The following is a 20,315-nucleotide window of genomic DNA, read 5'->3' as shown; positions in this document are numbered from 1 at the left end:
TTCTATTTGCTGTCAGGAAATTTCAGTTCGTCGGCGCCGATCTCGGCGAAGTAAGGCACCAGCATCTCCGCCGTCACGTCCTCGATATTGGGCGGCGACCACTTCGGATTGCGGTCCTTGTCGATCACGGCGGCGCGCACGCCCTCGCGGAAATCGTCGCTGGCGAACACCTCGAGCGCCGCGCGATATTCGCGCACCAGGCACTCTTCCAGCGTCGCGGTGGCGCGCGCCAGCCGCAGCAGCTTCAGCGTCACCACCATGCCGCGCGGCGACTTCTCACTGAGCGTTTTCAGTGTTGCCTGCGCCAGCTCGGAGCCATCGGCTTTCAGCGCGTCAACGATGTCTTCCATCCGTCCGCCCGCGAACCAGACGTCGATTTTGGCCTGTAGCGCGGCCACGGGGCCGAATTTCTCGCCGGTGGCGAAGCCTGCGATCAGCCGGTCGATTTCGGCGGACGTCGTGCCCGGCGCAACCTTGGTCAGCGCCTCGCGCAGCGCCGGCAGCTTGGCGCTCGGTACCACCGCGTCGGCGAATTTGGCGTAGATCGCATCGGGGCCGTTCATGGTGGTGCCGGTGAGACCAAAATAGGTACCGATCTCGCCCGGCGAACGCGACAGCAGATAGGTGCCGCCGACATCGGGGAAGAAGCCGAGCCCGACTTCGGGCATCGCCAGCTTGGTCCGCTCGGTCACCACGCGGTGTCGGCTGTGCGCCGACAGGCCGACGCCGCCGCCCATCACGATGCCGTCCATGAAGGCGATGTAAGGCTTCGGGAAATGCTTGATCCGCGCGTTGAGAATGTACTCGTCCCGCCACAGGATCTTGCCGAGGTCGCCCTTGGCCTTCGAGCTTTCCCAGAGCGCGCGGATATCGCCGCCGGCGCACAGGCCGCGCTCGCCGGCGCCTTCCAGCACGATGACCGCGACGTCGGGATCGGCCTCGAACGCTTCGAGCGCCCTGTCGATGTCGTGGAACATCTCCAGCGTCACGGCATTGATCGCCTTCGGCCGGTTCAGCCGGATGATGCCGGCCGCCCCTTCCTTGCGTGCAATCAGGTCGCCTTCCGCAACGGCCGCATCATTCATCGCGCGCCCTCGATCAACTTGCGCGACACGATCAGCCGCATGATTTCATTGGTGCCTTCGAGGATCTGGTGCACGCGCAGATCGCGCACGATCTTCTCGACGCCGTATTCGCTGAGGTAGCCGTAGCCGCCGTGCAGCTGCAGCGCCTGGTTGGCGACCTCGAAGCCGACATCGGTGCCGAACCGCTTGGCCATCGCGCAGAGCATCGACGCGTCCGGATCCTTGCGGTCTAGCGCAGCGGCTGCGCGCCACAGGAAGGTGCGTGCGGCTTCCAGCTCGGTTGCCATGTCGGCGATCTTGAATTGCAGCGCCTGGAACTCGTCGAGCCGCTTGCCGAAGGCCTTGCGGTCCTTCATGTAGGCCAGCGCCTTGTCGAGCGCCGTCTGCGCGCCGCCGAGCGAGCACGCCGCGATGTTGAGACGGCCGCCGTCGAGGCCGGCCATCGCGATCTTGAAGCCGATGCCCTCCTCGCCGAGCCGGTTTTCGACCGGCACGCGCGCGTTCTCGAACACCACCGCGCGGGTCGGCTGTGCATTCCAGCCCATCTTGCGCTCGTTGGCGCCGAACGACACGCCGGGCGTCTTGCCGTCGATCACGATCGTCGAGACGCCGCCGGGGCCATCGCCGCCGGTGCGCACCATCGCCACCAGGAGGTCAGTGCTGCCGGCGCCCGAGATGAACTGCTTCTGACCGTTGAGCACGTAATGGTCGCCGTCACGCACCGCGCGGGTGCGCAGCGCAGCGGCATCGGAACCTGCGCCCGGCTCGGTCAGGCAATAGCTCGCCAGCAGCTCCATGGTGCAGAGCTTCGGCAGCCATTTGTGGCGCTGCGTGTCGTTGCCATAGGCATCGATCATCCAGGACGCCATGTTGTGGATCGAGATGAAAGCGGACGTGGTCGGGCAGCCCGTCGCCAGCGCCTCGAAGATCAGCGCCGCGTCGAAGCGCGTCATCGCCGAGCCGCCGACATCGTCCTTGATATAGATGCCGCCGATGCCGAGGCCTGCTGCCTCGCGCATCACATCCACCGGAAAGTGCTTCTTCTCGTCCCATTCGAGCGCATGCGGCGCGATCTTCTCCGCCGCAAACGCCCGCGCCATGTCGCGAACCGCGATCTGGTCCTCGTTGAGAGCGAACTGCATCTCGCCGCCTAGCCCTGAAGGTTACCCCATCGTCATTGCGAGGAGCGAAGCGACGAAGCAATCCATTCTTCCACGCGGGGGATAGATGGATTGCTTCGCTGCGCTCGCAATGACGTTCCCGGAAACTACTTCATCGTCGGGATCGAGAACTCCGCGCCGTCCTTGACGCCGGACGGCCAACGCGAGGTCACCGTCTTGGTCTTGGTGTAGAAGCGGACCGAGTCCGGACCGTGCTGGTTGAGATCGCCGAAGCCGGACTTCTTCCAGCCACCGAAGGTGTAATAGGCGATCGGCACCGGGATCGGCACGTTAACGCCGACCATGCCGACATTGACCTTGGCCGCGAAGTCGCGCGCCGTGTCGCCGTCGCGGGTGAAGATCGCAACGCCGTTGCCGTAGTCGTGGTCGGACGGCAGCGCCAGCGCCTCGTGATAATCCTTGGCGCGCACCACCGACAGCACCGGGCCAAAAATCTCTTCCTTGTAGATCCGCATGTCCTTGGTGACGTTGTCGAACAGCGAACCGCCGAGATAGAAGCCGTTCTCGTAGCCCTGCATCTTGAAGCCGCGGCCGTCGACGGCGAGCGTCGCGCCTTCCTTGACGCCGATGTCGATGTAGCTCTTGACCTTCTCGACCGCCTCGCGGGTCACCAGCGGGCCGTAATCGGCCGACGGATCAACCGAGGTGCCGATCTTGAGCGACTCGACGCGCGGGATCAGCTTTTCCATCAGCCGGTCGGCCGTGGTCTTGCCGACGGGCACCGCAACCGAGACCGCCATGCAGCGCTCGCCGGCCGAGCCATAGCCGGCACCGATCAGCGCGTCGACCGCCTGGTCCATGTCGGCATCGGGCATGATGATGGCGTGGTTCTTGGCGCCACCGAAGCACTGGCAGCGCTTGCCGGTCTGCGCGGCGCGCTCGTAGATGTACTGCGCGATCGGGGTCGAGCCGACGAAGCCGATCGCCTTGACGTCGGGATCGTCGAGGATGGCGTCGACCGCTTCCTTGTCGCCGTTGACGACGTTGAGAATGCCGGCCGGCAGGCCCGCTTCGATCATCAGCTGGGCCAGCGCCATCGGCACACCCGGATCGCGCTCCGACGGCTTGAGGATGAAGGCGTTGCCGCAGGCGATCGCGGGCGCGAACTTCCACATCGGGATCATCGCCGGGAAGTTGAACGGCGTGATGCCGGCGACCACGCCGAGCGGCTGGCGCATCGAATAGATGTCGATGCCGGGGCCGGCGCCTTCGGTGTACTCGCCCTTCATCAGATGCGGGATGCCGCAGGCGAACTCGGCGACTTCGAGGCCGCGCTGAATGTCACCCTTGGCGTCGGGAACGGTCTTGCCATGCTCGCGCGCCAAAATCTCGGCGAGCTTGTCATAGTCGCGCTGCACCAGCTCGACGAACTTCATCATGACACGGGCGCGGCGCTGCGGGTTGGTGGCGGCCCACTCCGGCTGCGCGGCGCGGGCGTTCTCCACCGCGGCGCGAGCTTCGGCCTTGGAGGCCAGCGCGACCTTGGCCTGGACGTCGCCGGTCATCGGCTCGAAGACGTCAGCCGTACGGCCCGAGGTGCCCTTGACCTCCTTGCCACCGATGAAATGTCCGATCGAGCGCATGAATATCCTCCCTTGAAGACGTGAATCGCCGCTCCTCGCGGCAAGATCGCTTTACAAACCCTAATGACCCTGCATTTTATAGGATTCAAGTCCGATAAATTGCACCATAGATGTGCGGAAATGCAGGATCAAGGCGGCGACACGATCGACTGGGACGACTTCCGTTTCGTGCTTGCCATCGTGCGCGGCGGGTCGGTATCGGCTGCTGCCAAGCAGCTCGGCGTCGATCATGCCACAGTGATCCGGCGTGTCGACCGGCTGGAAGGCCACCTGTCCGCAAAACTGTTTGATCGCCGCAAGACCGGCTATCTGCTCACCGAGGCCGGCCAGCACGTCGCCGACAGTGCCGAGGCGATGGAATCGACCATCGTCGCCAATCAGGAGGCGGTCGGCGGCTCGCGCGCGCATCTCACCGGCACGGTGCGGATCGGCGCGCCCGACGGCTTCGGCAGCCACTTTTTGGCCTCGCGGCTGGTCAAGTTCACCGAGCGGTATCCCGATCTCGATCTGCAGCTCGTCGCCACCGCGCGGCTGTTCTCGCTCTCCAAGCGCGAGGCCGACATCGCAATCAGCCTGACCATGCCGAAGGAAGGCCGCATCGTCGGCCGCAAACTGCTCGACTACACGCTCGGGCTTTATGCCGCACCCGGCTATCTCGCACAGGCGCCAAAGATCGCCGCGCGTACCGACCTGCCGAAGCACCGCTTCGTCGGCTACATCGAGGAGCTGCTGTTCACGCCGGAACTGGACTATCTGCCGCTGGTCTCGCCGAAGATTTCCGCGAAATTCCGCAGCGCCAACCTGATCGCGCAGCTCAACGCCACCATCGCCGGCTTCGGCATCGCCGTGCTGCCGCACTTCATGGCATCAGCCCACCCCGAACTGCAACCGGTGCTGCGGGACGAGGTGCGGATCTCCCGCACCTTCTGGCTGTTGATGCACGCCGACAGCAAGGACCTCGCCCGCATCCGTGCCGTGGCGGACTACATCTACGAGACCGTGGAGGCCGAGCGCGCGCTGTTCAGCGGGGCGTAGGGCTCACCGACATCGTCAGACGGATCGAATGCCTCGCGGGTCCGTATCCCGATTCGATGCGACATAGTCGACCTCACCACGCGAGATCCCGATGTCCATGAGCTCCCGATCACTCAGGCTGCCGAGATCGGAACGAAGCCGCTCCCATTTGCGCCATTCCTGAACTGCATCCCAAAAGCCCTTGAAAGCACTGAAGATCCGCGGCGTCGATGCGACCGCCTGGGCTGAACTCGTTGGACCGTAGATCGCGCTCATTGCAGCACCTCCAGGATACGTTCATCCACCCAGACAAGGTGCCGCGGCATGAACGCGCGCGCTTGACACGCTGCTTACATTTTCCTCACCAGCGGCTTATTCTTGGCACTCCAAGCGGTGCCAAGGCGCCTCACGACCGATCGTCGGAGGCACACCCAAGGGATTCGCAGCTTGCGCTATCTCTTTGAGGAGTACGCACTCGACACGGGCCGCCGCGAGTTGCATCGCGGAACGGACATGGTCGCTGTCGCGCCACAGGTATTCGACCTGCTCGACTTCCTGATCCGCAACCGGGAGCGCGTCGTCAGCAAGGACAACGTCATCGACGCCATCTGGAATGGACGCAGCGTGTCGGACGCAGCCCTGACCACGCGCCTCAACGCCGCGCGCAGCGCAATCGGCGATTCCGGCGATGAGCAGCGCCTCATCAAGACCCTGCCGCGCAGAGGCTTCCGGTTCGTCGGTGCGGTCCGCGAGGAGCACGCGGCGACGGCCGGCGCCCTGGCCGAACCACCGCAGGCGCTCCCCAAGCTTCCCGACAAGCCATCCATTGCCGTGCTGCCGTTCCAGAACCTCAGTGCCGACCCGGAGCAGGAGTACTTCGCCGACGGCATCGTGGAGGACATCACGATGGCATTGTCGCGGTTTCGCTGGCTGCTCGTGATCGCGCGCAATTCGAGTTTCACCTACAAGGGCCGGTCCGTGGACGTCAAACAGGTCGGCCGCGAACTCGCGGTGCGCTATGTCCTCGAAGGGAGCGTGCGCAAGGCCGGAAATCGCATTCGCATCGCCGGCCAGCTCATCGATGCCGAGACCGGCGCACATCTCTGGGCTGACCGCTTTGATGGTGCGCTCGAAGATGTCTTCGATCTGCAGGACCAGGTGACCTCGACCGTCGTCGGCGCAATCGCGCCCATGCTGCAGCGCGAGGAAATCAAGCGGGCCAGGCGCAAGCCAACCGAGAATCTGGATGCATACGACTATTACCTGCGTGGCCTGGCGCGCGTTCGTCGATGGACCAGAGAAACCAACAACGAAGCGCTCCTGCTCTTTCGCAAGGCGATCGAGCTCGACCCCGGTCTGGCGTGCGCCTATGGCATGGCCGGGTGGTGCTACATCCAACGCAAGGCACGCCGCTGGATGATCGATCCTGACCAGGAATCTGCCGAAGCTACGCGGCTCGGCCGGAAGGCAGTGCATCTGGGAGCAGATGACCCGGCAGCGATGTGCATGGGTGCCTACGTGCTCGCCTTTATCGCCCATGAGTTCGACGATGCTATCGCATTCGTCGATCGCGGACTGGCGATCAATCCGAACCTGGCGCAAGCCTGGAATCTTGGTGCCTGGGTGAGAGCTTTTGGAGGCGAGCCCGACCTCGCACTTGACTACGCTGCGCGCGCCATGCGCCTGAGCCCGCTCGATCCGGCGATGCACACAATGCACGCAGCCGTGTCCTATGCTCACTTTCTCTCGGGCCGTTACGACATGGCTCTGTCATCGGCCGAGAAAGCGTTGCGCGACAATCCGGATTTCCTACTGGCAATCTGCATGTTCGCGGCCAGCAACGCGCTCACCGGACGCCTCGAGCCGGCACGGCAAGGCATCGCGCGCGCACGCGAGCGCAATCCCGATTTGCGCATCTCCAATCTGGGAGATCTGACCCCATTCCGCCGGGCAGAGCATCTTGCGCTTTTTGCCAAGGGCCTTCGCGAAGCGGGGCTTCCGGACTGACCGCCGGTTCGCGGCCCGCCCCGTAGCAGCGCCTTTGCGGACTGCATCTACGAGACCGGCGAAGCCGAGCGCGCGCTGTTCAGCGGGACGACCCGACTAGCGCGCTGGCCCTCGAGTTCAGTTTGAGAAATGCCTTGGCGATGTGGCGCTTCATCCTTATACCGCATTTTGGACGGATCCTGAGTAGGGAGTAACACTGTGCCCGACCCGGAAAGTCTTCCAATCGATCAGATTTACGTGCCCGTTAAGAAACGGAAAACGCTCAGGCCTGAGCTCGTTCAAGAAATCGCGGCGAGTATTCTGGACGTTGGGCAACAAGTCCCCATTCTCGTTCGGCCCGATGAGGGCCGCCTGGTTTTGCTCGAAGGGTTACATCGGCTCGAGGCCTGCAAGGCGCTTGGCGAGACGACCATCATCGGAGTCTGGGGTTCAGCAGAGACTGCTCACCACAAGACGCTGTTGTCCGACGGAGCTGAGACAGAGGCCGAGCGGGACAAAATGGCGCGCTTGAAGAAGCTGCGCCTCGAGAGAGAAGCTGCCGAGCGATCGTCGGCTTCCGCAGACGCGATCGTGGAAACTGAATCAGCCAGGCTTCGGTCGGCTCGCTCCGGAACGAGCATCAGACGAGGGTCCTCGGGCGAGCCACCATCAAAAACGAGGACGCTGTCGGAATGGCTCACACAACAAAAGCGCGATGGTGGTCGTTATTGATGACCGCCCCGGCCATCAAGGTCGGAGGGAGCATGCGCCGGGCCGTCACTCCGGAAGCCTCGCAGGGCTGAGGCCTTCCAAAGGGTGCCTCATGGCTTCGTTGCCGACGAAAACCGAACCGGGAGATCCGGCGCCTCGTCGCAGGAACTCCGCTAATTCGCTCTGGCACGCGGTTTCTTCGTCACCGCCGCCCGGCCGAGCACCGCCTCGCGGCCCGCGCTCAGGATCTCGTCAGACATCTCGCCATTGCCTGCGATCCGCGACATCACGATGGTGCCCAGCATGGTCGCGAGCGTAGCCATCGCCTGCTTGCGCGCGGTCTTGCGCGGCACGTCCTGGATCTGGTCGGTGATCATATCGATCATCTGGTCGAGCTTGAGCGCAAAGGCCTTGCGGGTCTTCAGGCTTTCGCGGGCGATCTCGGCGCCGAGCGCCGGCACCGCGCAGCCCTGGCCGGGATCGTCGCGATGGATCGCCGACAGGTAGCCGTCGACGATGGTCGCAAGCCGCTTCTCCGGCGGCACCTCCGCCGTAACCTTGCGCCAGCGCTCGTTGGCGCGGTCCATGGCGTAGTTGAAGGCCTCGATCACCAGCGCCTCGCGCGAGTCGAAATGCGCGTAGAAGCCGCCATGGGTCAGGCCGGCGTCCTTCATCAGGTCGGCGACGCCGATGCCATGGGCGCCCTTCTCGCGCAGCCGCGTCGCGGCCTTCTTCACGATCCGCGCGTGGGTCTCCTGCTTGTGTTCTTTCGAATAGCGCATGCCGCTCTCATGGAATGTTTCTAATCATACAATAACAGATTTGCGCCCGGAATGCTGCAGTTATTTCGCTTTTGGTTCCCCGCCGAGCATGGAAAATGTCGCAGTCGCGTGCACCGCAAGATTGCCCTTGCCGTCGCGGACGAAGCCCTCGGTGTAGCTGGTCTGGCGACCGAGCTTGATCACCTTGCCCTCGGCCGCGATGGTTCCCGAGCGCAGGGAGAGTGGGCGCAGATAGGTCAACTTGAGGTCTAATGTCACTGAGGTCTGCCCGGCCGGCAGCAGGGTCGAGATCGCGCAACCCATCGCGGTATCGAGCAGCGCGGCAGCAGTCGCGCCGTGCAAGAGGCCGATGGTGTTCTCCAGGCTCTCATGCGGCTCGAGTTCCATCACGATCCTCCCCTCGTCGACAACAGCCATGCGGAAGCCGATCAGCTTTGCCATCGGCGGCGGCGGCAAGTGGCCGTCGCGAATCGCGCGCATCGCCGCGATGCCGGACATCGGCATCGCCGCCTTGGCGACCGGCCCGGGCGCCTGCCATTCCACCACGCGCGAGCGCGTCAGTTCAAGCGAATGCAGGTCTGATGTCTCAGCGGCGGTCATGATGGCTCCATTTATATGATAAACATAATTCTATATGGCAGCGCCGTGCAGCGCAACAGGGCCAGCACCTTGACAGAGGCGGGCTTTGTCCGGGACATGGCCCGAGTCATTCTGGGGCGATGCGAAGCATCGAACCCTCAGGTGCGCAGTTGCGCACCGAGAATCTCGAGATTCCGGGTCTGGTGCTTACGCACCATCCCGGAATGACGTGTTAATTCCTGCGCCGGGACCTTTCCAATGGACATGCTCAATCCACACTGCGGCATCGACCGCGACGCGCGAGGCGTCGTCCGCCTCACGATCTGCAACGCCGGCAAGCTGAACATCGTCAGCTCCGCCGTGACCAACGGCGTGCGCGAAGGCTTTGAGCACCTGGCCGCCGATCGGACCATCCGCGCCGTGATCCTGGCCGGCGAAAGCGAGCGCAGCATGATCGGTGGCGCCGACATCAAGGAGATGGCGACGCTCGACCAGGCGTCAGCCGAAGCGTTCATCAGCCGCCTGCGCGATCTCTGCGAGGCGGTGCGCAAATTCCCGGCGCCCGTCATCGCCCGCCTGCCTGGCTGGTGCCTCGGCGGCGGCCTTGAGGTCGCGGCCGCCTGCGACGTCCGCGTCGCGGCGCATGACGCCATGTTCGGCATGCCCGAGGTGCGCGTCGGCATTCCCTCGGTGATCCATGCCGCGCTGTTGCCGCGCTTGATCGGCTGGGGTCGCGCCCGCTGGCTGATGATGACCGCTGAGAACATCGACGCCTCCACCGCGCTCGCCTGGGGCCTCGTCGACACCGTGGCAAAACCCGGCGGCCTCGATGAGGCCGTCGAGCACACCGTGAAGGCACTGCTGGAATGCGGCCCCGAAGCGCTGCGCATTCAGAAGGACCTGCTGCGGCAATGGGAAGAGTTGCCGCTGACCGAGTCGGTCAACCTCAGCGTCGGCATGTTCGGAGAGTCGTTCCAGACCGGCGAGCCGCAGCGGCTGTTGCAGGGATTTCTAGATCGCAAGCGGTAGATGCTTTTGTAGCCCGCATGAGCGCAGCGACATGCGGGATCGGCCGTCGCGGATATCGCTTCGCTCATCCGGGCTACGAGACCGACCTGACAGAGTGTTGACCGCCGGCCCCAGCCGATTAGTCTAACCTCCATCGCGCGAGCCTGGTGTTTCAGATCGAGAACGTCGATCGGAACGCAGGTCTCGCGGATCGCCGCGCTCGCGGCCAACAAAGCAATCACTTTCGGGACAGACGCACGAGGTCAGAACTCAAGAGCTGCAGGAGGACATATGGTCCAAAAGCGCGACGTTCCCGGTATCCGACCCTACAATGCTCCGGCCGGCGGCTGGGGCGCCCTCAAGGCCACCGCGACAGCGGTGCGCGACCAGATGGATCTGGTCGAGGCGCCGATCACGCTGCTGCGCACCAACAAGCCGGACGGATTCGATTGTCCGGGCTGCGCCTGGCCGGACAAGGAGCACACCTCCACCTTCCAGTTCTGCGAGAACGGCGCCAAGGCCGTGACCTGGGAGGCGACCAGCAAGCGCGTCACGCCGGACTTCTTCGCCGGGCACACCGTCACCGAGCTGCTGACCTGGAGCGACTTCCATCTGGAGAATGAGGGTCGCCTGACCGACCCCCTCGCCTATGACGCCGCGTCCGACACCTACCAGCCGATCACATGGGACAACGCCTTCGCGCGGATCGGCGAGAGCCTGCGCAGCCTGCCCGATCCCGGCATGGCCGAGTTCTACACCTCCGGTCGCGCCTCGAACGAGGCCGCGTTCCTGTTCCAGATCTTCGCGCGCGAATACGGCAGCAATAATTTCCCCGACTGCTCGAACATGTGCCACGAGGCGACCAGTGTCGGGCTGCCGCAATCGATCGGCATCGGCAAGGGCACGGTGTCGCTGGACGATTTCGACCATTGCGAGCTGATCATCGCGATGGGCCACAACCCCGGCACCAACCATCCGCGCATGATGGGCACGTTGTGGGAGGTCTCGCGCCGCGGCGCGCCGATCATCGTATTCAATCCGCTGCGCGAGCGCGCACTGGAGCGCTTTGCTGATCCGCAGGACCCGATCGAGATGGCGACCCTTGGCTCGACGCGGATCGCCTCGACCTATTATCAGCCCAAGGTCGGCGCCGACGCCGCGGTGCTGAAAGGCGTCATGAAGGCGCTGATCGAGAAGGATGACGCGACGCACGACGTGCTCGATCACGGCTTCATCGCCGAGCACACCAACGGCTTTGCCGCGTTCGCCGCCGACCTGCGCGCCACGTCGTGGGAGGCGATCGAGACCGTGTCCGGTTTCACGCGCGCCCAGCTCGGCGAAATCGCCGCCGCCTATGCAAAATCCAATGCCACCATCGTCACCTACGGCATGGGCATCACCCAGCACAGCCGCGGCACCGACAATGTCCACCAGATCGCAAACCTGCTGCTGCTGAAGGGCAATTACGGCAAGGCGGGCGCCGGCATCTGCCCGCTGCGCGGCCACTCCAACGTGCAGGGCAACCGCACCGTCGGCATCACTGAGAAGCCCAACATCCCGATGTTCGAGGGCATCGAGCGCACCTTCGGTTTCAAGCCACCGCGCCATCACGGCCATGACGCGGTCGCAGCGATGGAGGCGATCGACGACGGAAGGTCCAAGGTCCTGATCTGCCTCGGCGGCAATTTCGCCATCGCGCTGCCCGATCCCGAGCGTTGCGCGGCCGGCATGCGCAAGCTCGAGCTCGCGGTGCATCTCGGCACCAAGCTCAACCGCTCGCATCTTCTGGTCGGTAAGCAGTCGATCATCCTGCCGGTGCTGGGGCGCACCGAACGCGACATCCAGGCCTCGGGGCCGCAGGTCGTCACCGTCGAGGATTCGATGTCGATGGTGCACGCCTCGCGCGGCAAGCTGACCCCGGCCTCCGAAAACCTGCTTTCGGAATCGGCGATCGTTGCCGGCATGGCGATGGCGACCTTGCCGGCGAGCAAGGTGCCGTGGCTTGAGCTGATCGCCGATTACGACCGCATCCGCGACGCCATCGAGGGCGTCTTCCCCGACTTCAAGGATTACAACGCGCGGATCCGGATTCCCGGCGGCTTCCGCCTGCCGCTGCCTCCGACCGAGCGCAAATGGACCACGCCATCAGGCAAGGCCGAATTCCTGATCTTCGACGGCCTCGAAGAGGACCCGGTCTTGTCGGACGAGACCATCCTCAAGCTCGCCACCATCCGCAGCCATGATCAGTACAACACCACGATCTATGGCTTGAACGACCGCTATCGCGGCGTGTTCGGGCGGCGCGACGTGCTGTTCGCCAACGAGGCGGACCTCACCGCGCGCGGCCTCGCCCATGGCGATCTCGTCGAGATCGAGACCGCGCTGCCCTCCGGCGCGCCGCGCCGCCTCACCCTGACCGCGATCGTCTACGACATCGCCCGCGGCTCGGTCGCCGCCTATTATCCGGAAGCCAACGGCCTGGTGCCGCTCGACTACCAGGACAAGGAGAGCGGCACGCCGTCGTACAAGTCGGTCCCGGTGCATATCCGGCGGGCGGCTCAGGCGGTGTAGCGCCCGTATCGCAGGACGTAGCCCGCATAAGCGCAGCGACATGCGGGACCAGCGGCCCCGGATATCGCTCGGCTCATCCAGGCTACCGAAGTTTCACCTTGCATTCGCCGGCGCGTGCACCGGCCAGAGGTCAGCCCGCCAGTGCAGCGCGATTGCCAGCATCGCGATGAAGCCGGCGGCGGCGAGCAGCGTGCCGGTTGCGGTGTAGCCGATCAGGTCGATCAGGCTGCCGGCCGCGAGCAGGCCGAGCGGCAGGCCGTAGATCACCATCATGCGCACGCCCATCACCCGGCCGCGCAGATGCGCGCTGGCGTTGCGCATCAGCATCACGGCGGCCGAGATCATCGACATGCTCTGCGCGATCCCGGCCAGCACCAGGCAGGCCATCGCCACCGGCATGGTCCTGAGCTCGACGAACACCATGAGCATCGCATACCAGGCGAGCGTCGCGCCGATCAGCAGCCGCGCGATGCGCACGCCGCCGGCCAGGCTGAGCGTGATCGAACCGATCAGCGAGCCGAAGGCAAAACTCGCGGAGAGATAGCCGAGCCCGGTCTGGTCGGTATGGAAGATGTCGCGCGCGACGAAAGGCAGCAGGCCGTTGGTGAGCGGAAACGCGGTGAGGTTGGCCAGGAACGCGACGCAGAGTGCCGCGCGCATGCCGGGACCGCTCCAAGCATAGACGATGCCCTCCTTGAGGTCGCGCAGCAGCTTTGAGCCCGGCGCGTCACCGGCCGCCTCGTCGGCCATGCCGTGCGCTTGGGCCGGGCGACCCATGCAGAGCATCAGGATCGCGGCCATGAAATAGAAGCTGGCGATCCCGACATAGACATAGCCGATGCCGAGCGCCGCGAACAATCCCGCTCCGGTCAGTGCGCCGGCGATGCGTGCGCTATCCTGCGTCGTGCGCGCCAGGCTGATGGCGCCCACCAGCTGCGCCGGCGGCATGATGTCGGCGAGCAGCGCGCCGCGCACGCCGAGATCCGACGGACGGATCACGCCCATCAGCGCGACGATGACCATGACCTTCAGCGGCGCCAGATGGCCGGTCAGCGCCAGAATCATGATGGTGCCGGCGAGCGCGGTATAGGCAAAGCGCATCACGGCGAGCAGATCGCGATGCCCCATGCGGTCGCCGATCATCCCGACGACCGGCGCGACCAGCGTTCCGACATATTGCAACGAAGCCATCACGGTCAGCAGCAGCACCGAGCCGGTCTCGACCATGATGTACCAGCCGAGCACCAGCGTCTCGACCTCGAACGCCCAGGAGGTGAGCAGGTCGGACGGCCATTGAAAGCGATAGCTGCGGATGCGAAATGGCGCGAGCGCGGAAGTCCGCGTGGTCCCGCTCAAGACGCGATGACGCGTGTCACGGCGTGTCCTGCCTTTTTCTTGGTTCTTCTGGGTCTTGAATCCGGATTTAGATCCCGGTCGTTGATTCTCTTGGGAAAACGTCCTGTTCCGGAAGCGTAGCGCCGAGCCTGCCGGTGTCAATCGAAGCCGCCGCATGCGGCCATGCGCGACGGCATCGGCGCCAACGTGCTGCACTGCCCAGCGCCCGCGACCGCCGGTCGCCCCCTCCGCCCCGCGAGATGATTGTGCTAGTATGCGTCATCCGAAACCGCGGAGGACGCCATGACAGCCTTCGAAGTTTTCGCGATCTACGTGACGCCCTTTGTGATCATCGGGATCGCAATCAAGCTATTGATGAAGCGCTATGCCGTCGATCTGCCCGATGTGCAGAAGCAGGCCGGCGCCGCACCGAAGCGGCGGTTCTTGCTGGGGGCCTGGCGGTCGGAATAGGCCAGCAACGCCAGCGAACGAACGGATGAGCCGGCCCTCCATCAAGCTGGCGCAATCGGAATTGACGTGACCGGACCGGCGGCCATCCGTACGTCTTTGTAAACCGAGCGGATCGCGTTGAGGACCGCTCCATCAGATGACGTAACCTCAAAGAACGTGCCGTCGATCGCACGGATCATGATCCATGTGTCGCTCCTGCCCGGAAGGGTGCCGACGAACTGCCCCCAAATCACTTGAGTTGCTTCCCGTGCAGCTTTTGAAAGCAGCGCACCACCGACAGGCGAACCGCCGGCTGCGCACTTCTCGAGGAAATCTTCTCCCGGCGCGCCCTGCCCAACGATCATGAATTCATCAAAGGAATGGTCGAGCACCGGATCGTGCAGCACGACCGGCGAAACCGTCCAGCTGGCTTCGAGCGAGCGCGGAGCAAGCAGATCGATCAGATCGCGAAGATCAAGCGCCAGTGCGCCGTTGCTGCCGTCGTGGATACGAAGCGTGGTCATGGGCGTTCCTGGATCGATGCAATGCTTTCTAGACCGGCTTGCCTGTTCAAGTGCTTCAGAGCCTGCATCAACTGCTCGGATTGTTCGTAACCAGCTTCGCACGGATCTCTCAACTCGTCATTCCGGGGCGAGCGAAGCGAGAGCCCGGAATCCATTGTGCCCCGTACTAGTGGTGGAATGGATTCCAGGTTCTCGCTCCGCGCGCCCCCGGAATGACGGGTAGATGGAAGCGCGGCCCCAGACATCTGAGTTGCCCGACGGCGCAAGCCCCCGCGATAAAATGGCGAAGGTCGCGCAAAAAATTCGGCGTCGTCCCGGCGAAGGCCGGGACCCATAACCATAAATTGTCATGTTTCGCATCGCTGGGAACGACGAGTCCCGTTCACCTTATCTGCTGCGGCGTATGGGCCCCGGCCTTCGCCGGGACAACGGTGGGGAGAGCCCCGTGCATCACTCCGCCGCGCAATGCGCTCCCTCCAACTCATGCGAACACGACATTTTGTCATGGGAGCCGGAGTTGCATTTTTTGCAGCGCATCATATGATGAGGATAATTCAATCAAATCCCCGGCATTGAAGGGAATCCTGCCATGGCAACCAGCACCGATCCCGTCGTCATCCTCTCCGCCGCCCGCACACCGCTCGGCCGCTTCATGGGCGAGCTCACGCCGCTTGCAGCCCACAAGCTCGGCTCGCATGTGATCGGTGCGGCGCTGGAGCGCGCCAAGCTTGCGCCTGAGCGCATCGACGAGGTCTTCATGGGCAACGTGCTGCCCGCCGGCCAGGGCCAGGCCCCCGCCCGTCAGGCCGCGCGCGGCGCCGGGCTGCCGGATGCCACCGGCGCCACCACGGTCAACAAGGTCTGCGGTTCCGGCATGAAGGCGACCATGCTGGCCCACGACATCATCAAGGCCGGCTCGGCCGAGATCGTGCTGTCCGGCGGCATGGAGAGCATGAGCAACGCGCCATATCTGCTGCAAAAGGCCCGCGGCGGCTATCGCGCCGGCCACGACCGCATCATCGACCACATGATGATGGACGGGCTCGAAGACGCCTATGAGACCGGCCGCTCGATGGGCGATTTCGGCGAGGCGACTGCGGAGGCCTATCAGTTCACCCGCGCCGACCAGGACGCGTTCGCGATGGAGACGCTGAGCCGCGCCCGCAAGGCGGTCGAGGGCGGCGCCTTCAAGGCCGAGATCGCGCCGATCACGCTCACCGAGAAGGCAGGTCCGCGCATCATCGCCAATGACGAGCACCCGCTGAAGGTCGATCCGGCCAAGATCCCCGGGCTGAAGCCGGCGTTTCGCGCCAACGGCACCATCACGCCGGCCGCCTCCTCGGCCAATGCCGACGGTGCCGCGGCGCTGATCCTGGCGCGACGCTCGCTCGCCGACCGCGACGGCCTGCCTGTGCTGGCCGAAATCAAGGGCCACGCCACCCACAGCCAGGAGCCACAATGGTTCACCACCGCGCCGATCCCGGCGATCAGGAAGCTGCTCGACAAGGTCGGCTGGAGCGTCGGCGATGTCGACCTGTTCGAGATCAACGAGGCGTTCGCGGTGGTCGCTATGGCGGCGCAGCGCGATCTCGGAATTCCGCGTGACCGGCTGAACATCAACGGCGGCGCCTGTGCGCTCGGCCATCCGATCGGCGCCACCGGCGCGAGGCTGATCGTGACCTTGCTGCACGCACTGGAGGCGCAGAACCTGAAGCGCGGTGTCGCCGCTTTGTGCATCGGCGGCGGCGAAGCCACCGCGATCGCCGTCGAGCGGGTCACGCACTAGTCCAAAACAGTCTCACCACTGAGTCCGAAAACGAGGGAACTTTGGCATTTTAGCCATAGCTCCCTCGTGGCATATTGTGCATCACGAATAGAACCCTCATCGCATTTCATCCGGGGCCCAATGATCTCGAACTGGCTTGCTTCCGCCCTCGCCCGCCGCAACATCCATTACGGCTGGGTGATGGTCGCCGTGACCTTCCTGGCCGCGCTGATCTCGGCCGGCACCGTCGGCGCCCCCGGCGTCTTCATCGTGCCGCTGCAGAAGGAGTTCGGCTGGTCCACCGCGGAGATCTCCTCGGCGCTGTCGATCCGCTTCATCCTGTTCGGGCTGATGGCACCGTTCGCCGCCGCGCTGATGAACCGCTACGGCCTGCGCAACGTGACGCTGGCGGCGCAATTGATCGTGGTGTCGGGCCTGCTGGCCTCGCTCGCCATGACGCAGGTCTGGCAGCTCATCCTGCTGTGGGGCGTCGTGATCGGGATCGGCACCGGGATGACCGCGCTGGTGCTCGGCGCGACCATCGCGACGCGCTGGTTCGTTGCGCGACGCGGCCTCGTGATCGGCATGCTCACTGCGAGCGTCGCTACCGGACAGCTCGCCTTCCTGCCGCTGCTCGCGACCATCACCGAGCGTTACGGCTGGCGTGTCGCGCTTGGCCTCGTCTGCGTCATGCTCGGCGTCGCTGCCTTTGCCGTGCTGAGGGTGATGCGCGACCGGCCGAGCGACGTCGGCCTGCGCCCGTTCGGCGATGAGGGCACCGCGCCGCTTCCCGCGCCGCCGCCGGCCAATGCGCCGATCATGGCGGCCGCGCTCGGCACGCTGCGCGACTCCTCGAAATCGTCGGTGTTCTGGATCCTGTTCGCGACCTTCTTCGTCTGCGGCGCCTCGACCAACGGGCTCGTCCAGGTGCATTTGATCCCGATGTGCCTCGACTACGGCATTCCGCAGGTCCAGGCCGCGAGCCTGCTCGCGGCGATGGGCATCTTCGATTTCTTCGGCACCATCATCTCGGGCTGGCTATCGGACCGCTTCGACAATCGCAAGCTGTTGTTCTGGTATTACGGCCTGCGCGGACTGTCGCTGCTGTACCTGCCATATTCCGACTTCACCTTCTATGGCCTGTCGCTGTTTGCGATGTTCTACGGCCTCGACTGGATCGCAACCGTGCCGCCGACGGTGCGCCTGACCGCGCAGCGCTTCGGCGCCGAGCGCGCCAATCTGGTGTTCGGCTGGATCTTCGCCGGCCACCAGCTCGGCGCCGGTGCCGCCGCGTTCGGCGCCGGGCTGTCGCGCACGCTCTATGCGAGCTATCTGCCGGCGTTCTTCATCGCCGGCGCGCTCTGCGTGATCGCCGCGCTGAGTGTGCTGGCGATCTCGCGGCCGCAGCCCAAGGTCGCGCCGGAGGCGAAACCGGTCGCGGCCTGACCGAACCTCGCCGCGTGCTACTCCGCGGCGAGACCGGTCGGCGCCGCCGCGTCTGCAGCTTCCTTGTTGTAGTCGTGCACGACGCGGCCGAACGGCAGCGTCAGGTCGGCGATGTAATGATGCGCGCCGACGACGCGCTTGACCGGGAAATCCGCGACCGGTGCGTTGACGTGCGGCACCAGATGCAGCCGGCCCGGCCCGATCCACGACCCCTTGACGACGATGTCGGTCAGGTTGATCGCAACCAGCTGGCAGATCTCGAGATGACCGTCGACGCCGGGGATCATCTTCAGATTGACTTGCGTCTTCGACAGCGTGGCGCGGGTGACGTCGCCATTGCCCGCCATGCTCTCGTGCTTGTAGCCCATCGTGCCCATCGCGACGAGCTGGCCGGCATATTCCAGCGTGCCGGTCAGGGTGTCCTTGACGATCTCGAGCTTGGGATGGGCGTATTTCTTCGGAAAGCCCCAGATCTCGCGGCCGGCCGCGATCGGCGGATCATCGTCGAGATACATCTGGCAGACGAAGTTGACTTCCTCGCCATGCAGCCGCGCGGGGATCACGAGGCCGGATTCTGTGTAGCTGCCGAAGCCGGAGCTGTCGGGCATCTTGATCCATTCGTAATGCACGATCGCCTGCTCGATCGGCTCCAGCGGCTCAGGCAGGCCGGCGCGGATCAATTCCGGATCGGTCTCATATGTAATGACGAGGAATTCGCGATCGATGAAGCGGTACGGTCCGGCGGGATAGCTCGGACCGGCAGCCGGCATGGACGGAAGCTTGAGCAGATCTTCCCTGCGCATCGCAATAACCCCCTGTTCGGAAATATTGCGCGGAGGCTAGCGGCCGAGATTGACAGCGATGTGAGGGATTTCCGTCACGGGCATGACCCGCGTCTTGCGGTGAAGGCCAATGCTAACCATGCAGGCAGGCACGGCGGATGCGCCGTGCGTCGGCGGGACGCTTGTCATCACGGCGTCATCGGCGCCCTGAATTCTCGCCGCAATTTTTTGGAGTGTCTGATATGGACGCGCGATCCCCTCATGTCGACGATATCGAGCACGCGACGCCCGGCTGGCGTCCCGAAGGATGCGATCGCGTGGCGCTGGTTCTGCAGGGCGGCGGCGCGCTCGGCGCCTATCAGGCCGGCGTCTATCAGGCGCTGCACGAATCCAATATCGAGCCCGATTGGGTCTGCGGCGTCTCGATCGGCGCGATCAACTCCGCGATCATCGCCGGCAATCCGCCCGAGAAGCGGCTGGAGCGGTTGCACACATTCTGGGATCGCATCACCTCCCGCAAGATCTGGCACTACACGCCGGACGGCGACATCTTCCGCAAGGCGCGCAATTTCACCAGCTCATGGCTGACGACGACGCTCGGACAGCCCGGCTTTTTCACCCCGCATCAGAGCAATCCATGGCTGAGCCCGGCCGGCGCGCGCACCGCCACGAGCTATTACGACACCACGCCCTTGCGTGAATCGCTGCTCGAGCTGGTCGATTTCGACCGCATCAATTCCAAGAAGATGCGCTTTGCGGTCGGTGCGGTGAACGTGCTCTCCGGCAACTTCATCTATTTCGACAACGCCCATGACGAGATCATCCCCGAGCACATCATGGCGAGCGGCGCACTGCCGCCGGCGCTGCCGATGGTGAAGGTCGGCACCGACCACTTCTGGGACGGCGGCATCGTCTCCAACACGCCGCTGCAGCATCTGCTTGATCAGGAAGACAACGCCAACTCGCTGGTGTTCCAGGTCGACCTGTTCTCGGCACGCGGCACGCTGCCGCGCGACATCCAGGACGTGATGGCCCGCCACAAGGACATCATGTATTCGTCGCGCACCCGCTACAACACCGACGTCTACCGCAAGACCTACAATCTGCGTACTGCCCTGCACAACGCGCTGGGAAAAATCCCCGACGACCAGCTGTCGGACGAGGAGCGCCATCTCAAGAAGGCGAACAGCCGGCTGCCCGGGATCACGCTGCTGCAGCTGATCTATCAGCAGAAGGCCTATGAGGGCGACGCCAAGGACCACGAATTCTCCGGCACCTCGATGCGCGAGCATTGGGCGAGCGGACACGAGGATACCAAGCGCTCGCTGAAGCGCCGCGACTGGATCAAGATGCCCGAGAACGGCATGGGCATCGTGATCCACGACGTGCATCGGGAAGCGGAGTAGATAAGGTCGTCATTGCCGGGCTTGACCCGGCAATCCATCCGCTTCGAACGAGTCACTCGTCCGCGGTTGCGGACGATGGATGCGCGGGTCAAGCCCGCGCATGACGA

Annotated in this window: 18 protein-coding genes; 9 read left to right on the top strand and 9 right to left on the bottom strand. The window is 64.6% G+C overall.

Annotated elements, in window-relative coordinates; genetic code table 11:
- Positions 1-2 precede the first annotated feature (2 nt).
- From ACVIGA_RS38700 to ACVIGA_RS38690, 3 genes are all read right to left on the bottom strand, one after another.
- The gene (locus ACVIGA_RS38700; RefSeq protein ID WP_456670164.1) at positions 3-1,085 is read right to left on the bottom strand and encodes an enoyl-CoA hydratase/isomerase family protein; all 1,083 of its coding nucleotides are present in this window, start codon (positions 1,083-1,085) and stop codon (positions 3-5) included.
- A complete protein-coding gene (locus ACVIGA_RS38695) occupies positions 1,082-2,227 on the bottom strand; it encodes an isobutyryl-CoA dehydrogenase (protein WP_456670163.1) in 1,146 nt (381 codons plus the stop codon). Before ACVIGA_RS38695 ends, ACVIGA_RS38700 begins: the two co-directional genes overlap by 4 nt.
- A gap of 125 nt (positions 2,228-2,352) precedes the next feature.
- Positions 2,353-3,849, bottom strand: coding sequence for a CoA-acylating methylmalonate-semialdehyde dehydrogenase (locus tag ACVIGA_RS38690; RefSeq protein ID WP_456670162.1), 1,497 nt, complete (start codon positions 3,847-3,849; stop codon positions 2,353-2,355).
- A 120-nt stretch (positions 3,850-3,969) separates the two neighbouring features.
- On the opposite strand from ACVIGA_RS38690, the gene ACVIGA_RS38685 reads away from it, so the two are divergent.
- On the top strand, positions 3,970-4,884 hold the full coding sequence (locus ACVIGA_RS38685; RefSeq protein ID WP_456670161.1) for a LysR family transcriptional regulator: 915 nt from the start codon (positions 3,970-3,972) through the stop codon (positions 4,882-4,884).
- 15 nt (positions 4,885-4,899) lie between these two features.
- Here ACVIGA_RS38685 and ACVIGA_RS38680 read toward each other — a convergent pair whose 3' ends face one another.
- Positions 4,900-5,139 carry a DUF1127 domain-containing protein gene (locus ACVIGA_RS38680; protein WP_456670160.1) on the bottom strand — a complete coding sequence of 80 codons (240 nt, stop codon included), beginning with the start codon at positions 5,137-5,139 and terminating at the stop codon, positions 4,900-4,902.
- A 171-nt stretch (positions 5,140-5,310) separates the two neighbouring features.
- On the opposite strand from ACVIGA_RS38680, the gene ACVIGA_RS38675 reads away from it, so the two are divergent.
- Complete coding sequence (locus ACVIGA_RS38675; protein WP_456670159.1) at positions 5,311-6,870, top strand: winged helix-turn-helix domain-containing tetratricopeptide repeat protein; 1,560 nt, start codon at positions 5,311-5,313, stop codon at positions 6,868-6,870.
- A 198-nt stretch (positions 6,871-7,068) separates the two neighbouring features.
- Positions 7,069-7,581 (top strand): chromosome partitioning protein ParB, encoded by a 513-nt coding sequence (locus ACVIGA_RS38670; protein WP_456670158.1) that lies wholly within the window; start codon positions 7,069-7,071, stop codon positions 7,579-7,581.
- 152 nt (positions 7,582-7,733) lie between these two features.
- On the opposite strand, the gene ACVIGA_RS38665 is transcribed toward ACVIGA_RS38670, so the two are convergent.
- Together ACVIGA_RS38665 and ACVIGA_RS38660 are read right to left on the bottom strand one after the other, a co-directional pair.
- Positions 7,734-8,342, bottom strand: a complete 609-nt coding sequence (locus tag ACVIGA_RS38665) for a TetR/AcrR family transcriptional regulator (protein ID WP_456670157.1) — start codon at positions 8,340-8,342, stop codon at positions 7,734-7,736.
- 60 nt (positions 8,343-8,402) lie between these two features.
- Positions 8,403-8,942, bottom strand: coding sequence for a PaaI family thioesterase (locus ACVIGA_RS38660; RefSeq protein WP_456670156.1), 540 nt, complete (start codon positions 8,940-8,942; stop codon positions 8,403-8,405).
- Positions 8,943-9,179: 237 nt separating this feature from the next.
- Here ACVIGA_RS38660 and ACVIGA_RS38655 point away from each other — a divergent pair, with 237 nt between their 5' ends.
- A complete protein-coding gene (locus ACVIGA_RS38655; RefSeq protein ID WP_456670155.1) occupies positions 9,180-9,950 on the top strand; it encodes an enoyl-CoA hydratase in 771 nt (256 codons plus the stop codon).
- A 270-nt stretch (positions 9,951-10,220) separates the two neighbouring features.
- Positions 10,221-12,500, top strand: a complete 2,280-nt coding sequence (locus ACVIGA_RS38650; protein WP_456670154.1) for an FdhF/YdeP family oxidoreductase — start codon at positions 10,221-10,223, stop codon at positions 12,498-12,500.
- A gap of 93 nt (positions 12,501-12,593) precedes the next feature.
- On the opposite strand, the gene ACVIGA_RS38645 is transcribed toward ACVIGA_RS38650, so the two are convergent.
- Positions 12,594-13,856: an MFS transporter gene (locus ACVIGA_RS38645; RefSeq protein ID WP_456670153.1), complete on the bottom strand. Its 1,263-nt coding sequence runs from the start codon at positions 13,854-13,856 to the stop codon at positions 12,594-12,596.
- Between the two features lie 282 nt (positions 13,857-14,138).
- On the opposite strand from ACVIGA_RS38645, the gene ACVIGA_RS38640 reads away from it, so the two are divergent.
- Positions 14,139-14,306: a hypothetical protein gene (locus ACVIGA_RS38640; RefSeq protein ID WP_298364293.1), complete on the top strand. Its 168-nt coding sequence runs from the start codon at positions 14,139-14,141 to the stop codon at positions 14,304-14,306.
- A gap of 41 nt (positions 14,307-14,347) precedes the next feature.
- Here ACVIGA_RS38640 and ACVIGA_RS38635 read toward each other — a convergent pair whose 3' ends face one another.
- On the bottom strand, positions 14,348-14,809 hold the full coding sequence (locus ACVIGA_RS38635; RefSeq protein WP_456670152.1) for a hypothetical protein: 462 nt from the start codon (positions 14,807-14,809) through the stop codon (positions 14,348-14,350).
- A gap of 589 nt (positions 14,810-15,398) precedes the next feature.
- Here ACVIGA_RS38635 and ACVIGA_RS38630 point away from each other — a divergent pair.
- A complete protein-coding gene (locus ACVIGA_RS38630; RefSeq protein WP_456670151.1) occupies positions 15,399-16,595 on the top strand; it encodes an acetyl-CoA C-acyltransferase in 1,197 nt (398 codons plus the stop codon).
- A gap of 120 nt (positions 16,596-16,715) precedes the next feature.
- Positions 16,716-18,020: an MFS transporter gene (locus ACVIGA_RS38625; RefSeq protein ID WP_456670150.1), complete on the top strand. Its 1,305-nt coding sequence runs from the start codon at positions 16,716-16,718 to the stop codon at positions 18,018-18,020.
- Between the two features lie 17 nt (positions 18,021-18,037).
- Here ACVIGA_RS38625 and ACVIGA_RS38620 read toward each other — a convergent pair whose 3' ends face one another.
- Positions 18,038-18,823 (bottom strand): acetoacetate decarboxylase, encoded by a 786-nt coding sequence (locus ACVIGA_RS38620; RefSeq protein ID WP_456670149.1) that lies wholly within the window; start codon positions 18,821-18,823, stop codon positions 18,038-18,040.
- A 221-nt stretch (positions 18,824-19,044) separates the two neighbouring features.
- Between ACVIGA_RS38620 and ACVIGA_RS38615 the strand changes: the two genes are divergently transcribed.
- On the top strand, positions 19,045-20,208 hold the full coding sequence (locus ACVIGA_RS38615) for a patatin-like phospholipase family protein (RefSeq protein WP_456670148.1): 1,164 nt from the start codon (positions 19,045-19,047) through the stop codon (positions 20,206-20,208).
- Positions 20,209-20,315: the final 107 nt, after the last annotated feature.

The organism is Bradyrhizobium sp. USDA 3240, assembly GCF_054063295.1.
The sequence above is the reverse complement of the archived record's forward strand: the minus strand, read 5'-3'. Positions and strand labels throughout refer to the sequence as shown.

What these genes read in the sequence shown, in the direction of transcription:
- ACVIGA_RS38700 (WP_456670164.1), bottom strand. Translation starts at nt 1,085, where the DNA reads ATGAATGATGCGGCCGTTGCGGAAGGCGACCTGATTGCACGCAAGGAA.
- ACVIGA_RS38695 (WP_456670163.1), bottom strand. Translation starts at nt 2,227, where the DNA reads ATGCAGTTCGCTCTCAACGAGGACCAGATCGCGGTTCGCGACATGGCG.
- ACVIGA_RS38690 (WP_456670162.1), bottom strand. Translation starts at nt 3,849, where the DNA reads ATGCGCTCGATCGGACATTTCATCGGTGGCAAGGAGGTCAAGGGCACC.
- ACVIGA_RS38685 (WP_456670161.1), top strand. Translation starts at nt 3,970, where the DNA reads ATGCAGGATCAAGGCGGCGACACGATCGACTGGGACGACTTCCGTTTC.
- ACVIGA_RS38680 (WP_456670160.1), bottom strand. Translation starts at nt 5,139, where the DNA reads ATGAGCGCGATCTACGGTCCAACGAGTTCAGCCCAGGCGGTCGCATCG.
- ACVIGA_RS38665 (WP_456670157.1), bottom strand. Translation starts at nt 8,342, where the DNA reads ATGCGCTATTCGAAAGAACACAAGCAGGAGACCCACGCGCGGATCGTG.
- ACVIGA_RS38660 (WP_456670156.1), bottom strand. Translation starts at nt 8,942, where the DNA reads ATGACCGCCGCTGAGACATCAGACCTGCATTCGCTTGAACTGACGCGC.
- ACVIGA_RS38655 (WP_456670155.1), top strand. Translation starts at nt 9,180, where the DNA reads ATGGACATGCTCAATCCACACTGCGGCATCGACCGCGACGCGCGAGGC.
- ACVIGA_RS38650 (WP_456670154.1), top strand. Translation starts at nt 10,221, where the DNA reads ATGGTCCAAAAGCGCGACGTTCCCGGTATCCGACCCTACAATGCTCCG.
- ACVIGA_RS38640 (WP_298364293.1), top strand. Translation starts at nt 14,139, where the DNA reads ATGACAGCCTTCGAAGTTTTCGCGATCTACGTGACGCCCTTTGTGATC.
- ACVIGA_RS38635 (WP_456670152.1), bottom strand. Translation starts at nt 14,809, where the DNA reads ATGACCACGCTTCGTATCCACGACGGCAGCAACGGCGCACTGGCGCTT.
- ACVIGA_RS38630 (WP_456670151.1), top strand. Translation starts at nt 15,399, where the DNA reads ATGGCAACCAGCACCGATCCCGTCGTCATCCTCTCCGCCGCCCGCACA.
- ACVIGA_RS38625 (WP_456670150.1), top strand. Translation starts at nt 16,716, where the DNA reads ATGATCTCGAACTGGCTTGCTTCCGCCCTCGCCCGCCGCAACATCCAT.
- ACVIGA_RS38620 (WP_456670149.1), bottom strand. Translation starts at nt 18,823, where the DNA reads ATGCGCAGGGAAGATCTGCTCAAGCTTCCGTCCATGCCGGCTGCCGGT.
- ACVIGA_RS38615 (WP_456670148.1), top strand. Translation starts at nt 19,045, where the DNA reads ATGGACGCGCGATCCCCTCATGTCGACGATATCGAGCACGCGACGCCC.